20 protein-coding genes and 3 tRNA genes are annotated in these 21,004 nt (G+C 75.0%); 15 read left to right on the top strand and 8 right to left on the bottom strand.

The genetic code is table 11. From position 1 onward, the window contains the following. Positions 1–30: 30 nt before the first annotated feature. Positions 31–918 carry a hypothetical protein gene (locus BLQ97_RS23150; protein ID WP_175471540.1) on the bottom strand — a complete coding sequence of 296 codons (888 nt, stop codon included), beginning with the start codon at positions 916–918 and terminating at the stop codon, positions 31–33. A 199-nt stretch (positions 919–1,117) separates the two neighbouring features. Here BLQ97_RS23150 and serA point away from each other — a divergent pair, with 199 nt between their 5' ends. From serA to BLQ97_RS00585, 4 genes are all read left to right on the top strand, one after another. After that, positions 1,118–2,719 (top strand): phosphoglycerate dehydrogenase, encoded by a 1,602-nt coding sequence (gene serA / locus BLQ97_RS00600; RefSeq protein WP_091362415.1) that lies wholly within the window; start codon positions 1,118–1,120, stop codon positions 2,717–2,719. Positions 2,720–2,734: 15 nt separating this feature from the next. Next, positions 2,735–3,757, top strand: coding sequence for a 3-isopropylmalate dehydrogenase (locus BLQ97_RS00595; protein ID WP_091362414.1), 1,023 nt, complete (start codon positions 2,735–2,737; stop codon positions 3,755–3,757). Positions 3,758–3,988: 231 nt separating this feature from the next. Beyond that, positions 3,989–5,563 (top strand): citramalate synthase, encoded by a 1,575-nt coding sequence (cimA, locus tag BLQ97_RS00590; protein WP_091362413.1) that lies wholly within the window; start codon positions 3,989–3,991, stop codon positions 5,561–5,563. 17 nt (positions 5,564–5,580) lie between these two features. Continuing rightward, a complete protein-coding gene (locus tag BLQ97_RS00585; RefSeq protein WP_175471539.1) occupies positions 5,581–6,135 on the top strand; it encodes a hypothetical protein in 555 nt (184 codons plus the stop codon). A gap of 67 nt (positions 6,136–6,202) precedes the next feature. Here the strand turns inward: BLQ97_RS00585 and BLQ97_RS00580 are convergent, their stop codons facing one another. From BLQ97_RS00580 to BLQ97_RS00560, 5 genes are all read right to left on the bottom strand, one after another. After that, complete coding sequence (locus tag BLQ97_RS00580) at positions 6,203–6,610, bottom strand: hypothetical protein (RefSeq protein ID WP_091362412.1); 408 nt, start codon at positions 6,608–6,610, stop codon at positions 6,203–6,205. Between the two features lie 81 nt (positions 6,611–6,691). Next, positions 6,692–7,345, bottom strand: coding sequence for a response regulator (locus BLQ97_RS00575; RefSeq protein WP_091362411.1), 654 nt, complete (start codon positions 7,343–7,345; stop codon positions 6,692–6,694). After that, positions 7,342–8,457, bottom strand: coding sequence for a sensor histidine kinase (locus tag BLQ97_RS00570; protein WP_091362410.1), 1,116 nt, complete (start codon positions 8,455–8,457; stop codon positions 7,342–7,344). Before BLQ97_RS00570 ends, BLQ97_RS00575 begins: the two co-directional genes overlap by 4 nt. A gap of 85 nt (positions 8,458–8,542) precedes the next feature. After that, positions 8,543–8,872, bottom strand: a complete 330-nt coding sequence (locus tag BLQ97_RS00565) for a putative quinol monooxygenase (protein ID WP_091362409.1) — start codon at positions 8,870–8,872, stop codon at positions 8,543–8,545. 16 nt (positions 8,873–8,888) lie between these two features. Next, positions 8,889–9,269, bottom strand: coding sequence for a VOC family protein (locus BLQ97_RS00560; RefSeq protein WP_091362408.1), 381 nt, complete (start codon positions 9,267–9,269; stop codon positions 8,889–8,891). A gap of 54 nt (positions 9,270–9,323) precedes the next feature. On the opposite strand from BLQ97_RS00560, the gene BLQ97_RS00555 reads away from it, so the two are divergent. The 10 genes from BLQ97_RS00555 to BLQ97_RS00510 all read left to right on the top strand — a co-directional run bounded on the left by BLQ97_RS00555 (position 9,324) and on the right by BLQ97_RS00510 (position 17,662). After that, positions 9,324–10,136, top strand: a complete 813-nt coding sequence (locus BLQ97_RS00555; protein WP_091362407.1) for a fumarylacetoacetate hydrolase family protein — start codon at positions 9,324–9,326, stop codon at positions 10,134–10,136. Next, complete coding sequence (gltX, locus tag BLQ97_RS00550) at positions 10,133–11,605, top strand: glutamate--tRNA ligase (protein WP_091362406.1); 1,473 nt, start codon at positions 10,133–10,135, stop codon at positions 11,603–11,605. The genes BLQ97_RS00555 and gltX overlap by 4 nt, the downstream gene beginning before the upstream one ends. Then, positions 11,602–12,807 (top strand): CPBP family intramembrane glutamic endopeptidase, encoded by a 1,206-nt coding sequence (locus BLQ97_RS00545; RefSeq protein WP_091362405.1) that lies wholly within the window; start codon positions 11,602–11,604, stop codon positions 12,805–12,807. Before gltX ends, BLQ97_RS00545 begins: the two co-directional genes overlap by 4 nt. A gap of 61 nt (positions 12,808–12,868) precedes the next feature. Next, positions 12,869–12,940 (top strand) — tRNA-Gln (locus BLQ97_RS00540). Positions 12,941–12,982: 42 nt separating this feature from the next. Then, a tRNA-Glu gene (locus BLQ97_RS00535) sits at positions 12,983–13,055 on the top strand. 99 nt (positions 13,056–13,154) lie between these two features. Beyond that, a tRNA-Glu gene (locus tag BLQ97_RS00530) sits at positions 13,155–13,227 on the top strand. Positions 13,228–13,363: 136 nt separating this feature from the next. Then, entirely contained in the window at positions 13,364–14,455 is a 1,092-nt protein-coding gene (galT, locus tag BLQ97_RS00525; RefSeq protein ID WP_217636999.1) for a galactose-1-phosphate uridylyltransferase, read from the top strand. Further along, a complete protein-coding gene (galK, locus tag BLQ97_RS00520) occupies positions 14,452–15,639 on the top strand; it encodes a galactokinase (protein ID WP_091362404.1) in 1,188 nt (395 codons plus the stop codon). Before galT ends, galK begins: the two co-directional genes overlap by 4 nt. After that, positions 15,640–17,322, top strand: a complete 1,683-nt coding sequence (locus BLQ97_RS00515; protein WP_091362403.1) for a sodium:solute symporter family protein — start codon at positions 15,640–15,642, stop codon at positions 17,320–17,322. Positions 17,323–17,353: 31 nt separating this feature from the next. Beyond that, positions 17,354–17,662, top strand: coding sequence for a hypothetical protein (locus BLQ97_RS00510; RefSeq protein ID WP_091362402.1), 309 nt, complete (start codon positions 17,354–17,356; stop codon positions 17,660–17,662). Here BLQ97_RS00510 and BLQ97_RS00505 read toward each other — a convergent pair. Further along, positions 17,659–18,783, bottom strand: a complete 1,125-nt coding sequence (locus tag BLQ97_RS00505) for a sulfite oxidase (RefSeq protein ID WP_091362401.1) — start codon at positions 18,781–18,783, stop codon at positions 17,659–17,661. The genes BLQ97_RS00510 and BLQ97_RS00505 overlap by 4 nt on opposite strands. Before the next feature lie 41 nt (positions 18,784–18,824). Beyond that, positions 18,825–19,502, bottom strand: a complete 678-nt coding sequence (locus BLQ97_RS00500; protein WP_245691689.1) for an IclR family transcriptional regulator — start codon at positions 19,500–19,502, stop codon at positions 18,825–18,827. 74 nt (positions 19,503–19,576) lie between these two features. On the opposite strand from BLQ97_RS00500, the gene leuC reads away from it, so the two are divergent. Beyond that, positions 19,577–21,004: a 3-isopropylmalate dehydratase large subunit gene (gene leuC, locus BLQ97_RS00495; protein WP_091362399.1), complete on the top strand. Its 1,428-nt coding sequence runs from the start codon at positions 19,577–19,579 to the stop codon at positions 21,002–21,004.

Here is a 21,004-nt window from a genome sequence, read left to right as displayed (position 1 = left end):
CGGCTCCGGGGTGCTGCCGCCCGACACGGGTCAGCGGCCGCGACGGGCGCGGTGCGCGGCGAAGTAGGCCGCCGCCGGCCGCAGCGACAGCAGGACGACGATCGCCAGGGCCGCCAGGAAGAACAGCAGGCTGGTGATGATGCCGCCCGCGCCGGCCGTGTCGGCGTCGGACAGGTTGCCGATCAGGCCGATCAGGGTGAACACCAGCGCGATCGAGCCGCCGACGAGCAGCATCACGCGGCTGCGCCCGGTCAGCGCCCACACCGAGCCCCAGAGGGTGATGACGGTCCAGACGAGCGCCAGCAGGCCGATCACCAGGACCACGCCGCCGAACGCGCCGGCGACCGGGCCGAAGCCCGGGATCTCCTGGTCCAGGTCGTCGCCCGCGCCGCTGAACACGGCCCCGGCGAAGAGGAGCACGAGGCTGATCAGCACGCCGATCGCCCCGAGGACGAACCCGAGGACGGCGGCGGTCACCACGCCGCCGGGCTTGGCCGGCACCGCGCCCTGGCCGTACTGCCCGTAGGACTGCGCGTAGCCGCCGTACTGCTGGCCGTACTGCTCGGTGCCGTAGCCCTGCTGCTGGCCGTATCCCTGCTGGCCGTAGCCCTGCTGGCCGTACCCCTGCTGGCCGTACGGCGTGGTGCCGTACTGCTGGCCGTACCCCTGCTGGGGCTGCGCGTACGGCTGCTGGCCGCTGCCCTGCTCGCCGCTGCCCTGCTGGCCGTAGCCCTGCTGGCCGTAGCCCTGCTGGCCGTAGCCCTGCTGCTGGCCGTAGGGCGTGGTGCCGTACTGGCCGGGCTGCCCGTACCCCCCCGGCTGCCCGGACCGCTGGCCCTCCTGGCCCTCCTGACCCTGGCCGTACGGGCTGGCGCCGCCCGGGCTGCCCGAGCCCGGGTCCTTGCTGAAGTCGGTCATGGTCCCCTCCGGACGCGTCGGCCGGTGCCGGCGCTGCTGGCCGCCAGGATGGTGGGACGTCGTCGGCGTCGGCAACCACGTCCTACCCGGCCGGGGCGGTGTCGTGGCTCCTGGGACACCGCGTTTCCGGCCCGTGACCGGCCGTGGGGCGCGGGGCGGAGGAGGGGAGCGGCCCCGGCCGTCCCTAGGCTGTGATCCCGTGACCCAGAGCGCTCCCGTCGTCCTGATCGCCGAGCAGCTGGCCCCCAGCGTGCTCGAGGTGCTCGGTGACGACGTCGAGATCCGGCACGTCGACGGGACCGACCGGTCCGCCCTGCTGCCGGCACTGGCGGACGCGGCCGCGGTCCTGGTCCGCAGCGCCACGCAGATCGACGCCGAGGCGCTCGCCGCGGCACCGGGCCTCAAGGTGGTCGCCCGCGCCGGCATCGGCCTGGACAACGTCGACGTCGCCGCGGCCACCGAGCGCGGCGTCATGGTCGTCAACGCACCGACGTCGAACATCGTCAGCGCCGCCGAGCACGCCGTCGCCCTGCTGCTGGCCGCCGCCCGCCAGATCCCGGCCGCCGACGCGTCGCTGCGCGAGGGCGCCTGGAAGCGGTCGCAGTTCACCGGCGTCGAGGTCGCCGGCAAGGTGGTCGGAGTCGTCGGCCTCGGCCGCATCGGCCAGCTGGTGGCCCAGCGGCTGGCCGCCTTCGACACCACGCTGATCGCCTACGACCCCTACATCCAGCCCGGCCGCGCCGCCCAGCTCGGTGTGCGGATGGTGTCGCTGGAGGAGCTGCTCCGCGAGGCCGACTTCCTCACCATCCACCTGCCCAGGACCCCGGAGACCCTCGGGCTCATCGGGGCCGCGGAGCTGGCCACCACCAAGCGCGGCGTGATCGTCGTCAACGCCGCCCGCGGGGGGCTGGTCGACGAGGCAGCGCTCGCCGACGCGCTGCGGTCGGGCCAGGTCGGCGCGGCCGGCGTGGACGTCTTCGCGCGGGAGCCCTGCACCGACAGCCCCCTGTTCGGCCTGCCGAACACCGTGGTCACCCCGCACCTGGGCGCCTCGACGACGGAGGCGCAGGACAAGGCCGGCACCGCCGTCGCCCACTCGGTGCGCCTGGCCCTGCAGGGCGAGTTCGTCCCGGACGCGGTCAACGTGCAGGCCGGCGGCGTCGTCGCCGAGGACGTCCGTCCCGGGCTGCCGCTGGCGGAGAAGCTGGGCACCGTGTTCACCGCGGTCGCCGGCGGGCTGGCGCAGTCGGTGACCGTCGAGGTGCACGGCAAGCTCGCCGAGTTCGACGACTCGGTGCTGCAGCTGGCCGTGCTCAAGGGCGTCTTCTCCGACGTCGTGGAGGAGCAGGTCACCTACGTCAACGCCCCGCTGCTCGCCGGGCAGCGGGGCCTCGAGGTCGCGCTCACCAGCGACCTGGACAGCCCCGACTACCGCAACCTGGTCCGGGTGCGCGGCGCGATGGCCGACGGCCGCGAGATCGCCGTCTCCGGCACCCTGTTCGGCAAGAACCAGGTGCCCAAGCTGGTCGAGGTCGACGGCTTCGACATGGACCTCGACCTCTCCGGCCACCTGCTGTTCTTCGTCTACACCGACCGGCCCGGCGTCGTCGGCACGGTCGGGGCGGCGCTCGGGGAGGCCGGCGTCAACATCGCCGGCGCGCAGGTCAGCCGCACCACCCGCGGCGGCGAGGCGCTCATGGCCGTCACCGTCGACAGCCCGGTACCGGCCGACCTGCTCACCGACATCGCCGGCCGCATCGGCGCGCGCGAGGCCCGCAGCGCCGACCTCGACCCCCGCTGACCTAGGGTCGTCGCCATGCGCCTGGCAGTGATCGCGGGAGACGGCATCGGCCCCGAGGTGGTCGCCGAGGGTCTCAAGGTCCTGGGCGGGGTCGTCCCCGACCTCGAGACCACGGAGTACGACCTGGGCGCCACCCGCTGGCAGCGCACCGGCGAGCTGCTGCCGGACTCGGTGCTCGACGAGCTGCGCGGCCACGACGCGATCCTGCTCGGCGCGATCGGCGACCCCGGCGTGCCGCCGGGCATCCTCGAGCGCGGGCTGCTGCTGCGGCTGCGCTTCGAGCTCGACCACCACGTCAACCTGCGCCCGGCCAAGCTCTACGACGGCGTGCGCAGCCCGCTGGCCGACCCCGGCGAGATCGACATGCTGTGCGTCCGCGAGGGCACCGAGGGCCCCTACGTCGGCAACGGCGGGGTGCTGCGCCGCGACACCCCGCACGAGGTGGCCACCGAGGTCAGCCTCAACACCGCCTTCGGCGTCGAGCGGGTCGTGCGGTACGCCTTCGAGCGGGCCACCGCCCGCCCGCGCCGGCACCTGACGCTGATCCACAAGACCAACGTGCTCACCCACGCCGGGTCGCTGTGGTCGCGCACGGTCGAGGAGGTCGGCGCGGAGTTCCCCGAGGTCACGGTCGCCTACCAGCACGTCGACGCGGCCTCGATGTTCTTCATCACCGACCCGGGCCGCTACGACGTCATCGTCACCGACAACCTCTTCGGCGACATCGTCACCGACGTCGCGGCGGCGGTGACCGGCGGCATCGGGCTGGCCGCCAGCGGCAACCTCGACGCCTCGGGCACCAACCCCTCGATGTTCGAGCCGGTGCACGGATCGGCGCCCGACATCGCCGGGCGGGGGGTCGCCGACCCGACCGCCACCGTGCTGTCGGTCGCGCTGCTGCTCGAGCACCTCGGCCGCGCCGACCAGGCCCGCAAGGTCAACGCCGCGGTCGCCTTCGACCTGTCCACCCGCGACCCGCAGCAGCCGGTGCGGACGGCGGAGGTCGGCGACCGCCTGGCCGCCCTCGCCGGCGGCTGAGCAACCGGACCGCATCCCGTGGTGCCCGACCTCGCACCGCGCGGTGAGGTCGGGCACCGCCGGGTGAGGCCGGTGACCGGGGCTACACTCCCGGGCGATGCACCTGTCCGGCACCACCCTCATCATCGACTAGCGCGCGGTCCGCACCCCGACCGCGCGCAGACCCTCCGTACCCGGGGGGTCTTCTTCGTGTGAGGGGCACCGGTCGCCGTCGACCACCCGGGAGCACCCGTGGCCACCGACGCCTCCTTCCACGTCTTCGACACCACCCTGCGCGACGGCGCCCAGCGCGAGGGGATCAGCTTCTCCGTCGCCGACAAGCTGGCCGTGGCTCGGCTGCTCGACGAGATCGGCGTCGGCTACATCGAGGGCGGCTGGCCGGGGGCGCTGCCCAAGGACACCGAGTTCTTCGCCCGGGCGCGCACCGAGCTCAAGCTGCGGCACGCGGTGCTGGTCGCGTTCGGCTCCACCCGCCGGGCCGGCGTCCGCGTCGAGGACGACCCGCAGGTGCAGGCGCTGCTGGACGCCGAGACGCCGGTGGTCTGCCTGGTCGCGAAGTCCGACGTCCGGCACGTGCGCGAGGCGCTGCGGACCACCCTCGAGGAGAACCTCGCGATGGTCGCCGACACCGTGGCGCACCTGGTGGCGCACGGCCGGCGGGTGTTCGTCGACTGCGAGCACTTCTTCGACGGCTACGCCGCCGACCCCGACCACGGCGTCGCGGTGCTGCGGGCCGCGTTCGACGCCGGCGCCGAGGTCGGCGTCCTGTGCGACACCAACGGCGGCATGCTGCCGATGGGCGTGGGCCGCGTGGTCGCCGACGTCCGGTCACGGGTCGACGGGCGGCTGGGCATCCACTGCCAGGACGACACCGGGTGCGCGGTGGCCAACTCGCTGGCCGCCGTCGAGGCGGGGGTCACCCACGTGCAGGGCACCGCCAACGGCTACGGCGAGCGGGCGGGCAACGCCGACACCTTCGCGCTGGTGGCCAACCTGGTCACGAAGATGGGCCTGCCCGTCGTCCCGGACGGGTGCCTGCCCGAGCTGCAGCGGGTCAGCCACGCCATCGCCGAGCTGGCCAACATCGCCCCCGACGACCACCAGCCCTTCGTCGGGGCCTCGGCGTTCGCGCACAAGGCGGGCCTGCACGCCAGCGCGATCAAGGTGAGCCCGGAGCTGTACAACCACCTCGACCCGGCCGTCGTCGGCAACGACATGCGCATCCTGGTCACCGAGATGGCCGGCCGCGCCTCGGTCGAGCTCAAGGGCCGCGAGCTCGGCGTCGACCTCGACGGGCACGGCGACGTCGTGGGCCGGGTGGTCGACCGGGTGAAGGTGCTCGAGGCCGAGGGCTGGTCGTTCGAGGCCGCCGACGCCTCCTTCGAGCTGCTGCTGCGCGCCGCGCTGCCCGAGGCGCCGCCGCCGCTGTTCGAGCTGGAGAGCTACAAGACCTCCGTCGAGCACAGCCGCACCGGCGACGTGGTCAGCGAGGCCACCGTCAAGGTGCACGTCGACGGGGAGCGGGTCATCAGCACCGCCGAGGGCAACGGCCCGGTCAACGCCCTGGACAACGCGCTGCGCCAGGCGCTGGTGAGCCGCCACCCCCGGCTCGCCGACGTCTCGCTCGCCGACTACAAGGTGCGCATCCTGGGCTGGAAGGGCGGCACCGGCGCCACCACGCGCGTCCTGGTCGACACCACCGACGGCGTGGGGGAGTGGACCACCGTCGGCGTGCACGCCAACATCGTCGAGGCCTCCTGGCACGCCCTGGTCGACGCCCTGACCTACGCCGTCCGCCACCGCTGAACCCGGTGGCCGGCGCCGTGCAGGTCCTGGGGGTCGCTCCGGCCACGACCTCGACCGTCGACCTGGCGGCCCGTCGGCCGCACGAGCGCCCGACCGCGTTCGAGGACTGGACGGTCGACGGTGTGCCGCTGCGGCGGCTGGTGGCCGACCGGTGGGGCGTGGCCGACCTGCCGGTCGAGATGAGCCGGCTGTGGCCGGAGGACCCGTCCTCGGCCGTGGCCGGCCTGCGGGCGCTCCTGGGCGAGGGGGCGGGTGACCTCCGGGACGGCCGGGTGGCGCTGCTCGTGTGCCCGGTCGACCAGGACCTGAGCTGCCGGGCACTCGGTGCCCGGGTCCGGGTCGGGGACGACGCGGTGGAGTGGCGTGACGTCGGCTGGCAGGACGACGTCGAGCCGTTCGCCCCCGCGCCGGACGAGTACGGGCCCCTCCTCGGGTTCCGCTTCGGCCGGGCGCAGTACGAGCGGCTGCTCCGCGAGCTGCTCACCGCCTACCAGCGCCGGGCCGCGGAGGCGCCGTCCGCCGCGCAGCCGGTGCCGGGGCCACCTCGCCGGTGGTGGCGGCGCCACCGCTGACGGGGTGGTGTGCGCCCGCGGCGCACCCCCTCACCGGGACACGCCACGGGCGCACACCACCGGGTCGTCAGTGGTGGGCGTACTCGTCGAGGCGCCACCACATGGCCAGTGCCATGGCCGGCAGCATGAGCAGGTGCCCGGCGGTGAACAGGGTGTCGCCGGAGAGCGCGCCGGCCCAGAAGGGCACCAGCAGGACGGCGAAGGGCACGTACATCGCCGCCGACATCTCGGCGATCGCCGGCCAGGAGTGCCCGCGGACGCGCATCCAGGCGCCCATCCCGATCGCCATGTTGGTCGCCATGACCACCGCGTGGACGTCCACCCGGTCGTCCAGCCCGGGCCAGACCAGCTGCTCGAGCGGGCCGAGCGCGACCATGCCGACGAGCATCGCGACGACCATCTCCAGGTAGTGGCGGACCAGGTGCCAGGTGCGCCGGGCGCGGGTGTGCTGCGGTGGGGTCTGCGTCGTGGTCATGCAGGGAGGGTCGGGCCGGGCGACGGCCCTGCCAGGTGCCGGAGGTCACGCTCCCCGGTCACGGTCCGGGGTGACCCCTGCTCAGAGGAGGTCGAGGGCGCGGGCGCGCAGCGCCGCCTGGGTGCGGTCGCGCGCGCCGAGCTTGCCCAGCACGTTGGTCACGTGGTTCTTGACGGTGCCCTCGGCCAGGAACAGCGCCGCGGCGATCTCCCGGTTGCTGCGCCCGTCGGCCACCAGCCGCAGGACGGCGAGCTCGCGGTCCGACAGGGGCACCACCAGCGGCTGCGGCCGGGGCCGGGGGGCGTCGTCGAGCTGGGCGAGGCGGGCCACGACCTTGGCCGCCACCGACGGCTGCAGCACCGACTCCCCGCGGGCGGCGGCGAGCACCGCCTCGACGAGCCGGTCGGCGGACACGTCCTTGAGCAGGTAGCCCACGGCGCCGGCCCGGAGCGCCGCGAACACGTCCTCGTCGTCGTCGAAGGTGGTCAGCGCCAGCACGCGGACGCCGGGCTGCTCGACGCGCAACCGCCGGGTCGCGCCGATGCCGTCGAGGACCGGCATGTGCAGGTCCATGAGGACGACGTCGGGCCGCAGCCCGGCCGCCCGCACCAGGGCCTCGTGCCCGTCCCCGGCCTCCCCGGCCACCTCGACCTCGGGCCGCGCGCCCAGCAGGGTCACCAGCGCCTCGCGGAACAGCGCCTGGTCGTCGACCACCAGCACCCGGACGGCGCTCACCCCGGCACCTCGACGAGCAGCTCGGTGCCGGACCCGGAGGACCCCACCGTCACCCGCCCGCCGACCCGCGCCGCACGCTCCCGGAGCCCGAGCAGGCCGAAGGTCGGCGCGTCCCCGGCGCCCGCGGCGGCGGGCAGGCCCCGGCCGTCGTCGCGGACCGCCAGCCGCACCGTGCCGTCGCCGCCGTAGGTCAGCACCACCCGGGCGCTCGTGGCGCAGGCGTGCTTGCGGACGTTCGTCAGCCCCTCCTGGGCCGACCGGAAGAGCGACTCCGACGTCTCCGCCGGCAGCTCCCGCTCGGTGCCGTGGACCTCCAGGGTCGCCGGGACGCCGGCGGCCGCGGACTCCTCGGTCAGCGTCTCCAGCGCGGCGCGCAGCGGCGGGGCCGCCGGGTGCTCCCGCAGCGCCGCGACCGACCGGCGCACCTCGGCCAGCGCCTCGCTCGCCTGCTGCTGGGCCTTGGCGAGCACGGCGTCGGCCCGGCCCGGGTCGGTGGGCAGCACCGCGCGGGCGGCCTGCACCTGCATCTGCACGACGGTCAGGTGGTGGCCGAGGCCGTCGTGGATGTCGCGGGCGAGGCGGTTGCGCTCCCGCGTGGTCGCCAGCTCCGCGGCCTGGGCGGCGTGCCCGCGCAGCTGCTCGTTGGCCTCCGCGAGCTCGGCCCGCGCTCGCTGGGCCTCCTCCAGCAGCGCGGTGACGACGGCGGTGAAGACGGCGGCGCCGAGCAGGCCGACGGCGTTGCGGGCGAAGTCGGCCCAGCCCATGCCCAGGTGCACCAGCGGGACGAGGAGGGTCACGAGCGCGGCGCCGGGCAGGGGGAGCAGCAGCACGCACTGGGCCACGAGCACCAGCAGCAGCAGGGTCGCCCCGACGCCGGCGTGCGCCGCGCCGAACAGCAGCACGCCCAGCGGCAGTTGGAGGCAGACGTGCGCGGCGGTGAGCCAGTACCGGCGGGGGACCGGCTGCCGGGACAGCCACGGCAGCGCGACGAGGGCGTGCGCGGCGTACGTCGTCCCGAGGGCGACGGCGAGCAGTGGGTGCGGGTCGTCGGTGGACTCGACCGCGACGGTGAGCAGCGCCAGCAGGGTCAGCACCGCGAGCGCGCGGGTCACCCGGTCACTCTCGCGCCGTCGCCGCGGCCCGGTCAACACACACCGGTGGCCCTCTGCCGGGACGGGGGAGGGCCACCGACGGGTGTCAGGTCCTCGGCTTCACCTCGCCCATCGGGCCGAACCCGCTGACGTCGGGGGTGTCGACGTAGATGATCTGCGGCTGCTCGGCGACCAGGTCCGACATCCAGTCGAAGGCGGCCTTCGCGTGCGGGGTGGCCACGTGCGAGGCGCCGGCGTCGGAGTCCCGGAAGCCCTCGATGCAGACGAAGGTGTTCGGGTCGAGGACGCTGCGCGACCACTCGAAGAACAGGCTGCCCTCCTCGGCGTTCACCGCCGCGGCGTACTCGTCCGCGTGCGCCCGGAACTCGTCGATCCTGTCGGGGCGGACGGGGAACTTGATGACGATCAGGATCACGGGACTCTCCTCGGGGTCACAGCGGGTCGAGACGGCGGTGCAGCAGGCAGAACGGGTTGCCCTCCGGGTCGGCGAGCACGTGCCAGGACTCCTCGCCGGTCTGCCCGACGTCGGCGCGCGTGGCCCCGAGGTCGAGCAGCCGCTGCAGCTCGGCGTCCTGGTCGCGGTCGGTGGCGTTGACGTCGAGGTGCAGCCGCGGCTTCGCCGGCTCCCAGTGCTCGACCGGGGTGAAGAGCAGCGTGGGCGCCGCGCCGCCGAAGCCGGCCTCCGGGCCGATCTCCACCGCGCCGTCGTCGTCGCGGCCGAGCACCCGGTAGCCGAGCACCTGCGCCCACCACGCCGCCAGGGCCTCGGGGTCCCGGCTGTCGACGACGATCTCGCTCAGGCGGCAGGCCACCCGGTCACCGTAGGGCGGGCGGCGGGTCCGCGCGGGGTCAGTAGCCTCGACGCCGTGCGCATCGTCCGCTTCGCCTCGCCCTCGGGCATGTCCTTCGGCGTCCTCGACGGGGACGGCCAGGTCGCCCAGATCGAGGGCCACCCGTTCGGCACCATCTCCTTCACCGGCCAGCGCTTCCCACAGGCCGACGTCCGGCTGCTCTCGCCGATCCTGCCGAGCAAGGTGGTCTGCGTCGGCAAGAACTACGCCGAGCACGTCAAGGAGATGAACACCGGCGACGCCCCCGAGCGGCCGCTGCTGTTCCTCAAGCCCTCGACGTCGGTCATCGGCCCGGGCGACGCCATCCGCATCCCGCCGGGCAGCACCAACGTGCACCACGAGGTGGAGCTCGCCGTCGTCATCGGCGCCCGCGGTGCGCGCAACCTCGCCCCCGAGCAGGTCGCGGGCAGCGTCTTCGGCTACACGATCGCCAACGACGTCACCGAGCGGGACATGCAGAAGAGCGACGGGCAGTGGACCCGCGCCAAGGGCTTCGACTCCTTCTGCCCGCTCGGCCCGTGGATCGAGACCGACCTCGGCGCCCTGGGCAAGGACCCGGCCGACCTCGGCGTCACCTGCACCGTCGACGGCGAGCCGCGGCAGACCGGCCGCACGAGCCAGCTGCTCTTCGACGTGCCGACGCTGGTCTCCTACATCTCCCAGGTCATGACGCTGCTGCCCGGCGACGTGGTGCTCACGGGCACCCCGGCCGGCGTCGGCCCGATCCGGCCCGGCCAGCGGGTCGAGTGCGCGATCGAGGGGCTGGGCTCGCTGGTCAACGGCGTCAGCGGCGCCGACACCGCCTCCACCGCGGGCGGCGCCCGGTGACCGCACCGGTGCGCACCCGCTTCTGCCCCTCACCGACCGGCACGGTGCACGTGGGCCTGCTGCGGACGGCCCTGTTCAACTGGGCGCACGCCCGCCACACCGGCGGCAGCCTCGTGCTGCGCATCGAGGACACCGACGCCGCGCGCGACTCCGAGGAGTCCTACCGCCACCTGCTCGACAGCCTGCGCTGGCTCGGCCTGGACTGGGACGAGGGCCCCGAGGTCGGCGGCCCGCACGGGCCCTACCGGCAGTCGCAGCGCCACGACGTCTACCGCGAGGTGGCCGCGAAGCTGGTCGGGGCCGGGCACGTCTACGAGTCCTTCTCCACGCCCGAGGAGGTCGAGGCGCGGCGGCTGGCCGCCGGGCAGGACCCCAAGCTCGGCTACGACAACGCCGACCGCCTCCTGACCGACGCGCAGAAGGCCGCCTTCCGGGCGGAGGGACGCGAGCCGGTGCTGCGCCTGCGCATGCCCGACGCCGACCTCGCCTGGACCGACCTGGTGCGCGGCGAGGTCCGCTTCGCCGCGGGCTCCGTGCCCGACTTCGTCGTCGTCCGTGCCAACGGCGTGCCGCTGTACCCCTTCGTCAACCCCGTCGACGACGCCCTGATGGGCATCACCGACGTCCTGCGCGGCGAGGACCTGCTGCCCTCGACGCCCCGCCAGCTGGCCCTGTACGCCGCGCTGCAGGACGTCGGGGTGGCGAGCGGCACCCCGCGCTTCGGCCACCTGCCCTACGTCACCGGCGAGGGCAGCAAGAAGCTGTCCAAGCGCGACCCGCAGTCCAACGTCGACGTCTACCGGGAGCGCGGCTTCCTGCCCGAGGGCTTCGCCAACTACCTCGCGCTGCTGGGCTGGTCGATCGCCGAGGACCGCGACGTGTTCTCGATGGCGGAGATGGCCGAGGCCTTCGACGTCACCCGGGTCAGCGCCAACCCCGCCCGCTTCGACCTGAGGAAGGCCGAGGCGATCAACGCCACCCACCTGCGCGAGCTGCCGGTGGAGGAGTTCGTCGAGCGGGCGGTGCCCTTCCTCGCCGGCGCCGGCCTGGTGAGCGACCCGCCGGCGCCCGAGCAGGACCGGGTGCTGCGCGCCATCGCCCCGCTGGCGCAGGAGCGCAGCGTGGTGCTCTCCGACGTCGTCGGCCTGCTGGGCTTCCTCTTCGTCGACGAGGTGGAGATCGACCCGGCCGCCGCCGCGAAGAACCTCCGGCCCGAGGACGGCGCGGTGCTCGACGCCGCCGCGGACGCGCTGCGCGGCCTCGACGAGTGGGCCACCGCGGCGATCGAGCAGGCGCTCAAGGCGGCGCTGGTCGAGGGCCTGGGCCGCAAGCCGCGGCAGGCCTTCGGGCCGGTGCGGGTGGCCGTCAGCGGCCGCACCGTCTCCCCGCCGCTGTACGAGTCGATCGAGCTGCTGGGCCGCGAGCGCACGCTGGCCCGCCTGGCCGCGGCCCGGGGGACGGTGGGGTGACCCTCCCGCCCGGCCCCGGTGGCTGGGACGGGGAGCCCTACACCGGGCCACCGCCCACCGCCCCCTACGGCGCGCCGCCCCGGGTGCCCGGCACGTACGCCGGCGGTCCCGGTGGGCCGCCGGCGTGGGGGACGCCGGCGGGGGCCGCGGCGCCCGCCGGGCCGGTGCCCTGGCCGCTGGGGCCGGTGCCCCTCCCGCCCGGACCGCACGGTCCCGCGGGCCCGGGGCCGCTGCCGCCGGGGGTCCGGCTCGCGCCGCCGCCGGGGACGCCGCCGCACGACGAGCCGGTGCCCTTCCTGCTGGCCATGCGCGCCCGCGACTGGGCGTGGTGGCGGCCGCTGCTGGGCCTGCTGCTGTTCACCGTCGCCTACTCGGTGGCCGCCTTCGTCGTCGTCCTGGTGACGCTGCTCACCGGCGTCGAGCCCGACCTCGAGCTGCTCGACCTGGTCGACCCCGGCGTGCTGCTGGTGACCAACCTCTCGCTCATCGTCGCCATCCCGATCGTCTGGCTGATGTGGGTGGCCGCGCACGGGATGAGCCCGGGCTGGTCGGCGTCGGTGCTCGCGCGGCTGCGCTGGCGGTTGTTCGCCCCCTTCACGCTGCGCGCGCTGGCCACGCTCGGGGTGGGCATCGGCCTGTCGGTGCTGCTGGGCTTGGCGCTCGGCGACGGGGGCGCGAGCGGGCCGGTCGACGACCTGGTGTGGCTGCTGCTGGTCGTGGTGCTCACCACGCCGCTCCAGTCGGCCGCCGAGGAGTACGTCTTCCGGGGCTACCTCAGCCAGGCGGTCGCCGGGTGGATCCGCACCCCGCGGGCGGGCGCGCTGGTCGCCGCGGTGGTCACCGCGGCGCTGTTCTCGGCCGCGCACGCGCCCGGCGACGTCGCCACCTTCCTCGACCGCTTCGTCTTCGGCCTGGCCGCCTCGGCCGTGGTGTGGCTCACCGGCGGGCTGGAGGCGGCCATCGTGCTGCACGCGGTCAACAACGTGCTGGTGTTCTGCCTGGCCGGGACGCTCGGCGACGACGTCGCCACCGAGGAGGTGCCGGCGGGCACCGGCCTGCTGTACCTGCTGCTCACGCTCCTGGCGATGGGCGGCTACGTGGCCCTCGTCGCCGCCTCGCGGCGCACGCTGCGCCCGGAGCTCCGCACGACGGCCCGCGACCTGCGCCTGCCCGCCGGCGACCCGCGGACCCGGGGGTGGTGACACCGCCCCCGCGGACATCGGGTATGGTCGTCCCCGGCGCCGTGAGGTGCCGGCCAAGCCTTGGGGTATGGGGTAATTGGCAGCCCGACGGTTTCTGGTTCCGTTAGTCTAGGTTCGAGTCCTGGTACCCCAGCGAGGAAGCACCACCTCCTCAGCACCACCCGCACCACCGCACGGCCCCGTCGTCTAGCGGCCCAGGACGCCGCCCTCTCACGGCGGTAGCGAGGGTTCGAATCCCTTCGGGGCTACAGCGCAGCGAGAGCCCCCGGCCACCCGGCCGGGGGCTCTCGCCGTCCCACGACCCGGTGGCGGCCCGCGGCCACGCCCGTGGCACCATGGACCCGTCCGGCCCCGTCGTCTAGCGGTCCAGGACGCCGCCCTCTCACGGCGGTAGCGAGGGTTCGAATCCCTTCGGGGCTACAGCGCAGCGAGAGCCCCCGGCCACCCGGCCGGGGGCTCTCGTGCTGTCCGGCCGAGCCCGAGTGGCTGGAGATCACCACCGGGCATAGCGTTCGCAGGGCCCACCCGCGGGCCGGGAACGGGAGGCGGAACGACGGTGATCCGGACGAGCGACCGGTTGGCGGACGGCCGGGAGGTCCTCTACTACGACGCCGACGGCTCACCCGCCCGGCACCCGGCCCGCGACACCCGCGACCTGCCGCCGGTGAGCACCCGCTCGCAGCTGCGCTGGGACGCCCTGCTGGGGGAGTGGGTGGTGGTCGCCGCGCACCGGCAGACCCGCACCTTCCTGCCGCCGGCCGACCAGTGCCCGCTGGACCCCTCGCGCCCGGACCGGCCCACCGAGGTGCCCGAGGACGGCTACCAGGTGGTCGTCTTCGAGAACCGCTTCCCGTCGCTGGCCACCTCGGTCGACCGCGACGTGCCCCCGCACGCCCCGGGCGCCCCCCTGGCGGAGCTGCGCCCGGGTCTGGGCCGCTGCGAGGTCGTGCTGTTCACCAGCGACCACGACCAGCACTTCGCCGGCCTCGGCCGCGACCGGGCCCGCCTCGTCGTCGACGTCTGGGCCGAGCGCACCGCCGAGCTGGGCGCCCTCGACGGCGTCGAGCAGGTGTTCTGCTTCGAGAACTCCGGCGAGGAGATCGGGGTGACGCTGTCGCACCCCCACGGGCAGATCTACGCCTACCCCTTCGTGACACCGCGCGTGGCGAAGGTCCTGGCCTCGGTGCGCCGGCACCGGGAGACGACCGGCGGCGACCTGTTCGCCGAGCTGGTCGAGGCCGAGCGCGGCGGCCCGCGGGTGGTGGCGGCCAACGACTCCTGGGTGGCGTTCGTGCCGGCCGCGGCCCGCTGGCCCTACGAGGTGCAGCTGTTCCCGACCCGCCGGGTGCCCGACCTGCCCGCCCTCGACGACGCCCAGCGCGACGACCTGGCCGCGCTCTACCTCGACGTGCTGGGCCGCTTCGCGCACCGCTTCGACACCCCGATGCCCTACATCGCCGCCTGGAACCAGGCCCCGGTGCACGAGGGGCGGGAGGACTGGTGGCTGCACCTGCAGCTGTTCTCGCTGCGCCGCGCGCCGGGCAAGCTCAAGTACCTGGCGGGCTCGGAGTCGGGGATGGGCGCCTTCATCACCGACACCAACCCCGAGGACGTCGCCGAGCAGCTGCGTGCCGTGGAGGTCCCGTGAGCGGCGCGCCGGCCGGCGACGAGGCGGCCGCCCGCGCGGCGTCCGCGGCGTTCGCCGAGCGCTTCGGCGCCGCGCCCGAGGGCGTGTGGGCCGCGCCCGGCCGGGTGAACGTCATCGGCGAGCACACCGACTACAACGGCGGCCACGTGCTGCCGGTGGCCCTCCCGCACACCGTGCGCGCCGCCGCCGCCCGCCGAGACGACGGCCGCCTCGTGCTGGTCTCCGCGCAGCACCCCGGCGGCGACGCCGACGTCGCGGTCGCCGACCTCACCCCCGGCACACCCGGTGGCTGGGCCGGCTACCCGGCCGGCGTCGTCCACCAGGTGCGCGGGTCGGTGCCCGGCGGGCTGAGCCTCCTCGTCGACGGCGACGTCCCGGCCGGCGCGGGGCTGTCCTCCTCGGCCGCGCTCGAGTGCGCCGTGGCCCTCGCCGTGCGCGACCTCCACGGCCTCGACCTCGGCCCCGACGACCTCGTCGACGTCGCCCGGCGGGCCGAGAACGACTTCGTCGGCGCGCCGACCGGGATCCTCGACCAGTCGGCCTCGGTGCTGTGCACCGCCGGACACGCGCTGCACCTCGACACCCGCGACCGCACGTGGGAGCAGGTGCCGCTCGACCTCGAGGGCGCCGGGCTGGCGCTGCTCGTCGTCGACTCGGGCACCACGCACGACCACGCCGAGAGCGGCTACGGCGAGCGCCGCCGGCAGTGCGAGGAGGCCGCCCGCCGGCTCGGCGTCGACCTGCTCTGCGACGTGCCGGACGTGGCCGGCCTGGCCGCGCTCGACGACGGCACGGACGAGGGCGCGGTGCTGCTGCGCCGCGCCCGCCACGTCGTCACCGAGGACGCCCGCGTGGCCGAGGTCGTGCGCCTGCTGCGCGCCGGCGCCGACCCGCGCGAGGTGGGCCCCGTGCTCACCGCCGGCCACGCCTCGCTGCGCGACGACTTCGAGGTCTCGGTGCCCGAGCTCGACGCCGTCGTCGAGGCGGCGCTGGCCGCCGGCGCGTACGGCGCCCGGATGGTCGGCGGGGGCTTCGGCGGCAGCGCTGTCGCGCTGGTCGACGCCGCCGCGGTCGACGCCGTCGGCACCGCCGTCGCCGAGCACGCCGGCGCCCCCCGCTCCTACGTCGTGGTCCCCTCCGCGGGTGCCCGGCGACTGTCCCGACCCGACCGACTGGAGGCCTGAGTGGACGATCTGAGACTGGACGCGACGTTCGTCGACTACCTGCTGGTGGCCGCCTACTTCGCCGTCGTGCTGCTGATCGGCGCCGCCGCCCGCCGGCGGGTGTCCGACAGCCTGGACTTCTTCCTCTCGGGCCGCTCGCTGCCCGCCTGGGTGACCGGCCTGGCGTTCATCTCGGCCAACCTCGGGGCCGTCGAGATCGTCGGCATGTCGGCCAACGGCGCGCAGTACGGCATGAGCACCATGCACTACTTCTGGATCGGCGCGGTCCCGGCCATGCTGTTCCTGGGCGTGGTGATGATGCCCTTCTACTACGGGTCGAAGGTCCGCAGCGTCCCGGAGTTCATGCGCCGCCGGTTCGGCACCGGAGCGCACCTGGTCAACGCGCTGAGCTTCGCCGTCGCGCAGATCCTCATCGCCGGCATCAACCTGTTCCTGCTGGCCACGATCGTCGAGGCGCTGCTGGGCTGGCCGCTGTGGCTGTCGCTGATCGTCGCGGCGGCCGTCGTGCTCAGCTACATCACCCTCGGCGGGCTGTCGGCGGCGATCTACAACGAGGTGCTGCAGTTCTTCGTCATCGTCGCGGCGCTGCTGCCGCTGACGCTGATCGGCCTCAACCGGGTCGGCGGGGTCGGCGGGCTGGTCGACCGGGTGACCGACGCGGGCCGGGCCGAGGAGCTCACCTCGTGGCCGGCCACGGACCTCTCCGGCATCGGCAGCCCCGTGCTGTCGGTGATCGGCATCGTGTTCGGCCTCGGCTTCGTGCTGTCCTTCGGCTACTGGACGACGAACTTCGTCGAGGTCCAGCGGGCGATGGCGACCAAGTCGATGTCGGCGGCCCGGAGCACGCCGATCATCGGCGCCTTCCCGAAGATGTTCGTGCCGTTCATCGTGGTGATCCCGGGGATCATCGCCACGGTCCTGGTCCCGGAGGTCATCGAGGCCCGGGAGGGGGCGGCCTCGGACTTCGACTACAACAACGCGATCCTGCTGCTCATCCGCGACACCCTGCCCAACGGCCTGCTCGGGGTGGCGCTGGCCGGCCTGCTGGCGGCGTTCATGGCCGGCATGGCGGCCAACATCTCCGCCTTCAACACCGTCTTCAGCTACGACCTGTGGCAGCAGTACGTGAAGAAGGACCGCTCCGACGGCTACTACCTCGCCGTCGGCCGGTGGGCGACCGTCGGCGCGACCGTGGCCGCCATCGGGACGGCGATCATCGCGTCGGGCTACACGAACCTGATGGACTACCTGCAGACGCTGTTCGGCTTCTTCAACGCCCCGCTGTTCGCCACCTTCATCCTCGGCATGTTCTGGAGGCGGATGACGCCGACCGCGGGCTGGATGGGCCTGGTCTCCGGCACGCTGGCCGCGGTCGCCGTCGCGTTCCTCAGCGAGGACGCGTTCGGGACGGCGTCGCTGGGCGTGCTGCCGATCGGCGGCCAGGGCGCGAGCTTCGTCGCCGCGAGCGCCGCGTTCGTCGTCGACATCGTCGTGAGCGTCGTGGTCAGCCAGGTCACCGCGCCCAAGCCGGTCGCCCAGCTCGCCGGGCTGGTCTACTCCGAGACGCCGAAGGAGCAGCGCACCGACCCCGACGCCCACCGGCTGCCCTGGTACCAGTCGCCGACCAAGCTCGCCGGCATCGCGCTGGTCATGGTGATCATCCTCAATGTCATCTTCCGCTGAGTCATCCTCCGCTGACGGCAGGAGTCCGGTCATGAGCAGCAGCAACAGCTCCGCACGGTCCGAGCACGCGGCCGGTGCCTTCGACGTCCGCAACGTCATCGCCGCGCTGATCGGCTTCTACGGGGTCGTGCTGGTCCTCATGGGGCTGTTCGGCAACTCGCCGGAGGAGCAGGAGCGGACCGGCGACGTCAACGCCAACCTGTGGGCGGGCCTGGCGATGCTCGTGTTCGCCGCGGCGTTCGCGCTGTGGTCCCGGCTGCGGCCGATCGTCGTCGAGGCCCCGCCGGACCGGCAGGACCCCGAGGACGACGGGAGCGGGCGGGTCGCGCCGGGGCACTAGCCGCCGGGGCGCCGGTCCCCGAGGACGGTCACCGGCACCCGCTGCACCTGGTTGTTGGCCACGCCCTGGCGGTTCCAGGGCTGCTCCACCGGCTGGGGGCCCTCGGCGTCGGCGGCGCGCACGACCAGCTCGTGGGCGCCCGGGCGGGCGTCCCACGGGCAGGTCCACGCCCGCCAGGCCCAGGGGTGCGCCGGGTCGGCGGGGGCCAGCTCGGCCGGGGTCCAGGTCGCGCCGCCGTCGGTGCTGACCTCGACCCCGGTCACGGGGGCGCGGCCGGACCACGCGCGGCCGGTGAGCGTCACCGGGCCGGGGCGCAGGAAGCGCTCGCGGGTCATCAGGTCGGGGAAGCCGGGCGGGGCGAGCAGCGCGCGGGGCGCGATCCGGGTCACCGGCACGCCGGCCTCGTGCGCCTCGGTCCGCAGCCGGTAGGCCACGGCGTTCTGGAAGCCGGTGAAGGGGTGGTCGAGCACCTCGACGCGGGTCAGCCACTTCACGTGCGCCATCCCGTACCAGCCGGGGACCAGCAGCCGCACCGGTGCGCCGTGCTGCGGCGGCAGCGGCGCCCCGTTCATGCCCCAGACCAGGAGCACGTCGGGGCGCAGCGCCTCGGCCAGCGGCAGGCCCCGGGCGTAGTCCTGCTCCACGCCGCGCTCGACGCCGTGGTCGGCACCGGTGAACGCGACGTCGACGGCGCGGGGGGTGACACCGGCCTCCGCCAGCAGCGGGGCCAGCGGCGTGCCCGTCCACGCGGCGCTGCCCACCGCCTCGAGCAGCCACGGCACCCCCCGCGGCCGCGGCTCCAGCCGGGCGCGGCCGTTGCCGGCGCACTCCAGCAGCACCTGCGCGGTCACCGCCGGACGGCGGCGCAGCGCGTCGAGGTCCAGCCGCAGCGGGCGCTCCACGGCGCCGGTGACCTCCAGCGCCCAGCCGCCCGGGTCGACGGCGGGGACGTCGTAGTGGGTGAGCACGTAGTGCAGGCCCGGCGGGGTGACGTCGTACCGCAGCGCCTCCAGCGGCATCCCGTGGTTGCGGGTGGCCAGCGCCAGCTCGTCGAGGCCGACGCCCTCCCCGGGCCCGGCGAGCCGGGCCCGGCCGCGCGGCGTGCGCCCGGTGGCGGTCATGGGGGCAGTCTGCGCCGGGCGGGTCCCGCGCGGGTGGCGGTTCAGCTCGCGGCGCGGGCGATCGCCGAGGCGGCCTCGAGGACGGCGCCGACCACCTCCGGCGACGGACGGCGGCCCAGCCGCTCGACCGGACCGGAGATGGACACCGCCCCGAGCACCGCGCCGCCCGGGTCGCGCACCGGCGCCGACAGCGACGCCACCCCGGGCTCGCGCTCGGCCACGCTGTGCGCCCACCCCCGCCGGCGGACGTCGAGCAGCGTGCGGGCGGTGAAGCTGGCGCCGGGCAGCAGCGGCGTGACCTCCTCGGCCGGCGCGAACGCCAGCAGCGCGTGCGCCGCCGAGCCCGCCGTCATGGGCAGCCGCGCGCCGACCGGCACCGTGTCGCGCAGCCCGTGCGCCCGCTCGGCCGCCGCCACGCACACCCGCGTGCCGCCCTCGCGGACGTAGAACTGCGCGCTCTCCCCGCTCGCGTCGCGCAGCGCCAGCAGGGGCCGGCCGGCCAGCTGCGCGAGGTCGGCGCTGCCGTGCCCGAGCTCGGCCAGCGCCGGACCCGGCGCCCACGTGCCCGCGGAGGTGCGCCGCAGCAGCCGGTGACCCTCCAGCGCGACGGCCAGCCGGTGCGCCGTGGCGCGGGGCAGCGCGGTGCGCGCGACCAGGTCGGCGAGCGTGGCCGGCTCCTGGGCGACGGCGCGCAGGATGGCCACCGCTTTGTCCAGCACGGCGACGGGGTTAGGCTGTCCCACACAGCGATACTCTCATCCCACACAATGAGATGCCACCCCGGGAGGGACCCGTGCCGAAGACCCTGGCGGAGAAGGTCTACGACGCCCACGTCGTGCGCAGTGCCGAGGGTGAGCCCGACCTGCTCTACATCGACCTCCACCTCGTGCACGAGGTGACCAGCCCGCAGGCCTTCGACGGCCTGCGCGCCGCCGGCCGCACGGTCCGCCGGCCCGACCTCACCATGGCCACCGAGGACCACAACGTCCCGACCCTGGACGTCCTCGCCCCGATCGCCGACCCGGTCAGCCGGGCGCAGGTGGAGGCGCTGCGGGCCAACGCCGCGGAGTTCGGGATCCGGCTGGCGCCGATGGGCGACCGCGACCAGGGCATCGTGCACGTCATCGGCCCGCAGCTGGGGCTGACCCAGCCGGGGATGACCATCGTCTGCGGCGACAGCCACACCTCCACGCACGGCGCCTTCGGGGCGCTGGCCTTCGGCATCGGCACCAGCGAGGTCGAGCACGTGCTGGCCACCCAGACGCTGCCGCAGTACCGGCCGAAGCAGATGGCCGTCACCGTCGAGGGCCGGCTGCCGGAGGGCGTGTCGGCGAAGGACGTCATCCTCGCCGTCATCGCGCGGATCGGCACCAACGGCGCCGCGGGCCACGTCATCGAGTACCGCGGCAGCGCCATCGAGGCGCTGTCGATGGAGGCCCGGATGACGATCTGCAACATGTCGATCGAGGCGGGCGCCCGCGCCGGGCTGATCGCCCCCGACCAGACCACGTTCGACTTCCTGCAGGGCCGCCCGCACGCCCCCCAGGGCGCCGACTGGGACGCCGCCGTCGCGCACTGGCGCACGCTGCGCACCGACGAGGGCGCGGTCTTCGACACCGAGGTCGTCCTCGACGCCGCCGAGCTCACCCCGTTCGTCACCTGGGGCACCAACCCCGGCCAGGGGCTGCCCATCGGCGGGTCGGTGCCCGACCCGGCCGCCATGACCGACGAGAACGAGCGCCGCGCCGCCGAGCAGGCGCTGGCCTACATGGGCCTGACCCCGGGCACGCCGCTGCGCGAGATCGAGGTGGACACCGTCTTCCTCGGCTCCTGCACCAACGGCCGCATCGAGGACCTGCGGACGGCGGCCGAGCTGCTGCGCGGGAGGAGGATCGACGCGCACACCCGGATGCTCGTCGTCCCCGGGTCGGTCGGCGTCAAGCTGCAGGCCGAGGCCGAGGGGCTCGACCGCGTGTTCACCGAGGCCGGTGCGGAGTGGCGGGGTGCGGGGTGCTCGATGTGCCTGGGCATGAACCCCGACCAGCTGCAGCCGGGGGAGCGGTCGGCCTCGACCAGCAACCGCAACTTCCAGGGCCGGCAGGGCAAGGGCGGGCGGACCCACCTGGTCTCGCCGTCCGTGGCCGCCGCCACCGCGCTCACCGGGCGGCTCACCGCCCCCGCCGACCTGCAGTCCGCCGACCTGACCAGCGCTGGAGCCTGA

The sequence above is a fragment of the Geodermatophilus telluris genome (genome assembly GCF_900102745.1).
Taxonomy (GTDB): Bacteria; Actinomycetota; Actinomycetes; order Mycobacteriales; family Geodermatophilaceae; genus Geodermatophilus; species Geodermatophilus telluris.
Note: the sequence above shows the minus strand (reverse complement) of the source record. Positions and strands in the feature narration are given on the sequence as shown.

Excerpts from the sequence above, each read along its gene's own strand:
- BLQ97_RS23150 (WP_175471540.1), bottom strand. The coding sequence starts at position 918 with ATGACCGACTTCAGCAAGGACCCGGGCTCGGGCAGCCCGGGCGGCGCC.
- BLQ97_RS00595 (WP_091362414.1), top strand. The coding sequence starts at position 2,735 with ATGCGCCTGGCAGTGATCGCGGGAGACGGCATCGGCCCCGAGGTGGTC.
- BLQ97_RS00580 (WP_091362412.1), bottom strand. The coding sequence starts at position 6,610 with ATGACCACGACGCAGACCCCACCGCAGCACACCCGCGCCCGGCGCACC.
- BLQ97_RS00510 (WP_091362402.1), top strand. The coding sequence starts at position 17,354 with ATGAGCAGCAGCAACAGCTCCGCACGGTCCGAGCACGCGGCCGGTGCC.
- BLQ97_RS00505 (WP_091362401.1), bottom strand. The coding sequence starts at position 18,783 with ATGACCGCCACCGGGCGCACGCCGCGCGGCCGGGCCCGGCTCGCCGGG.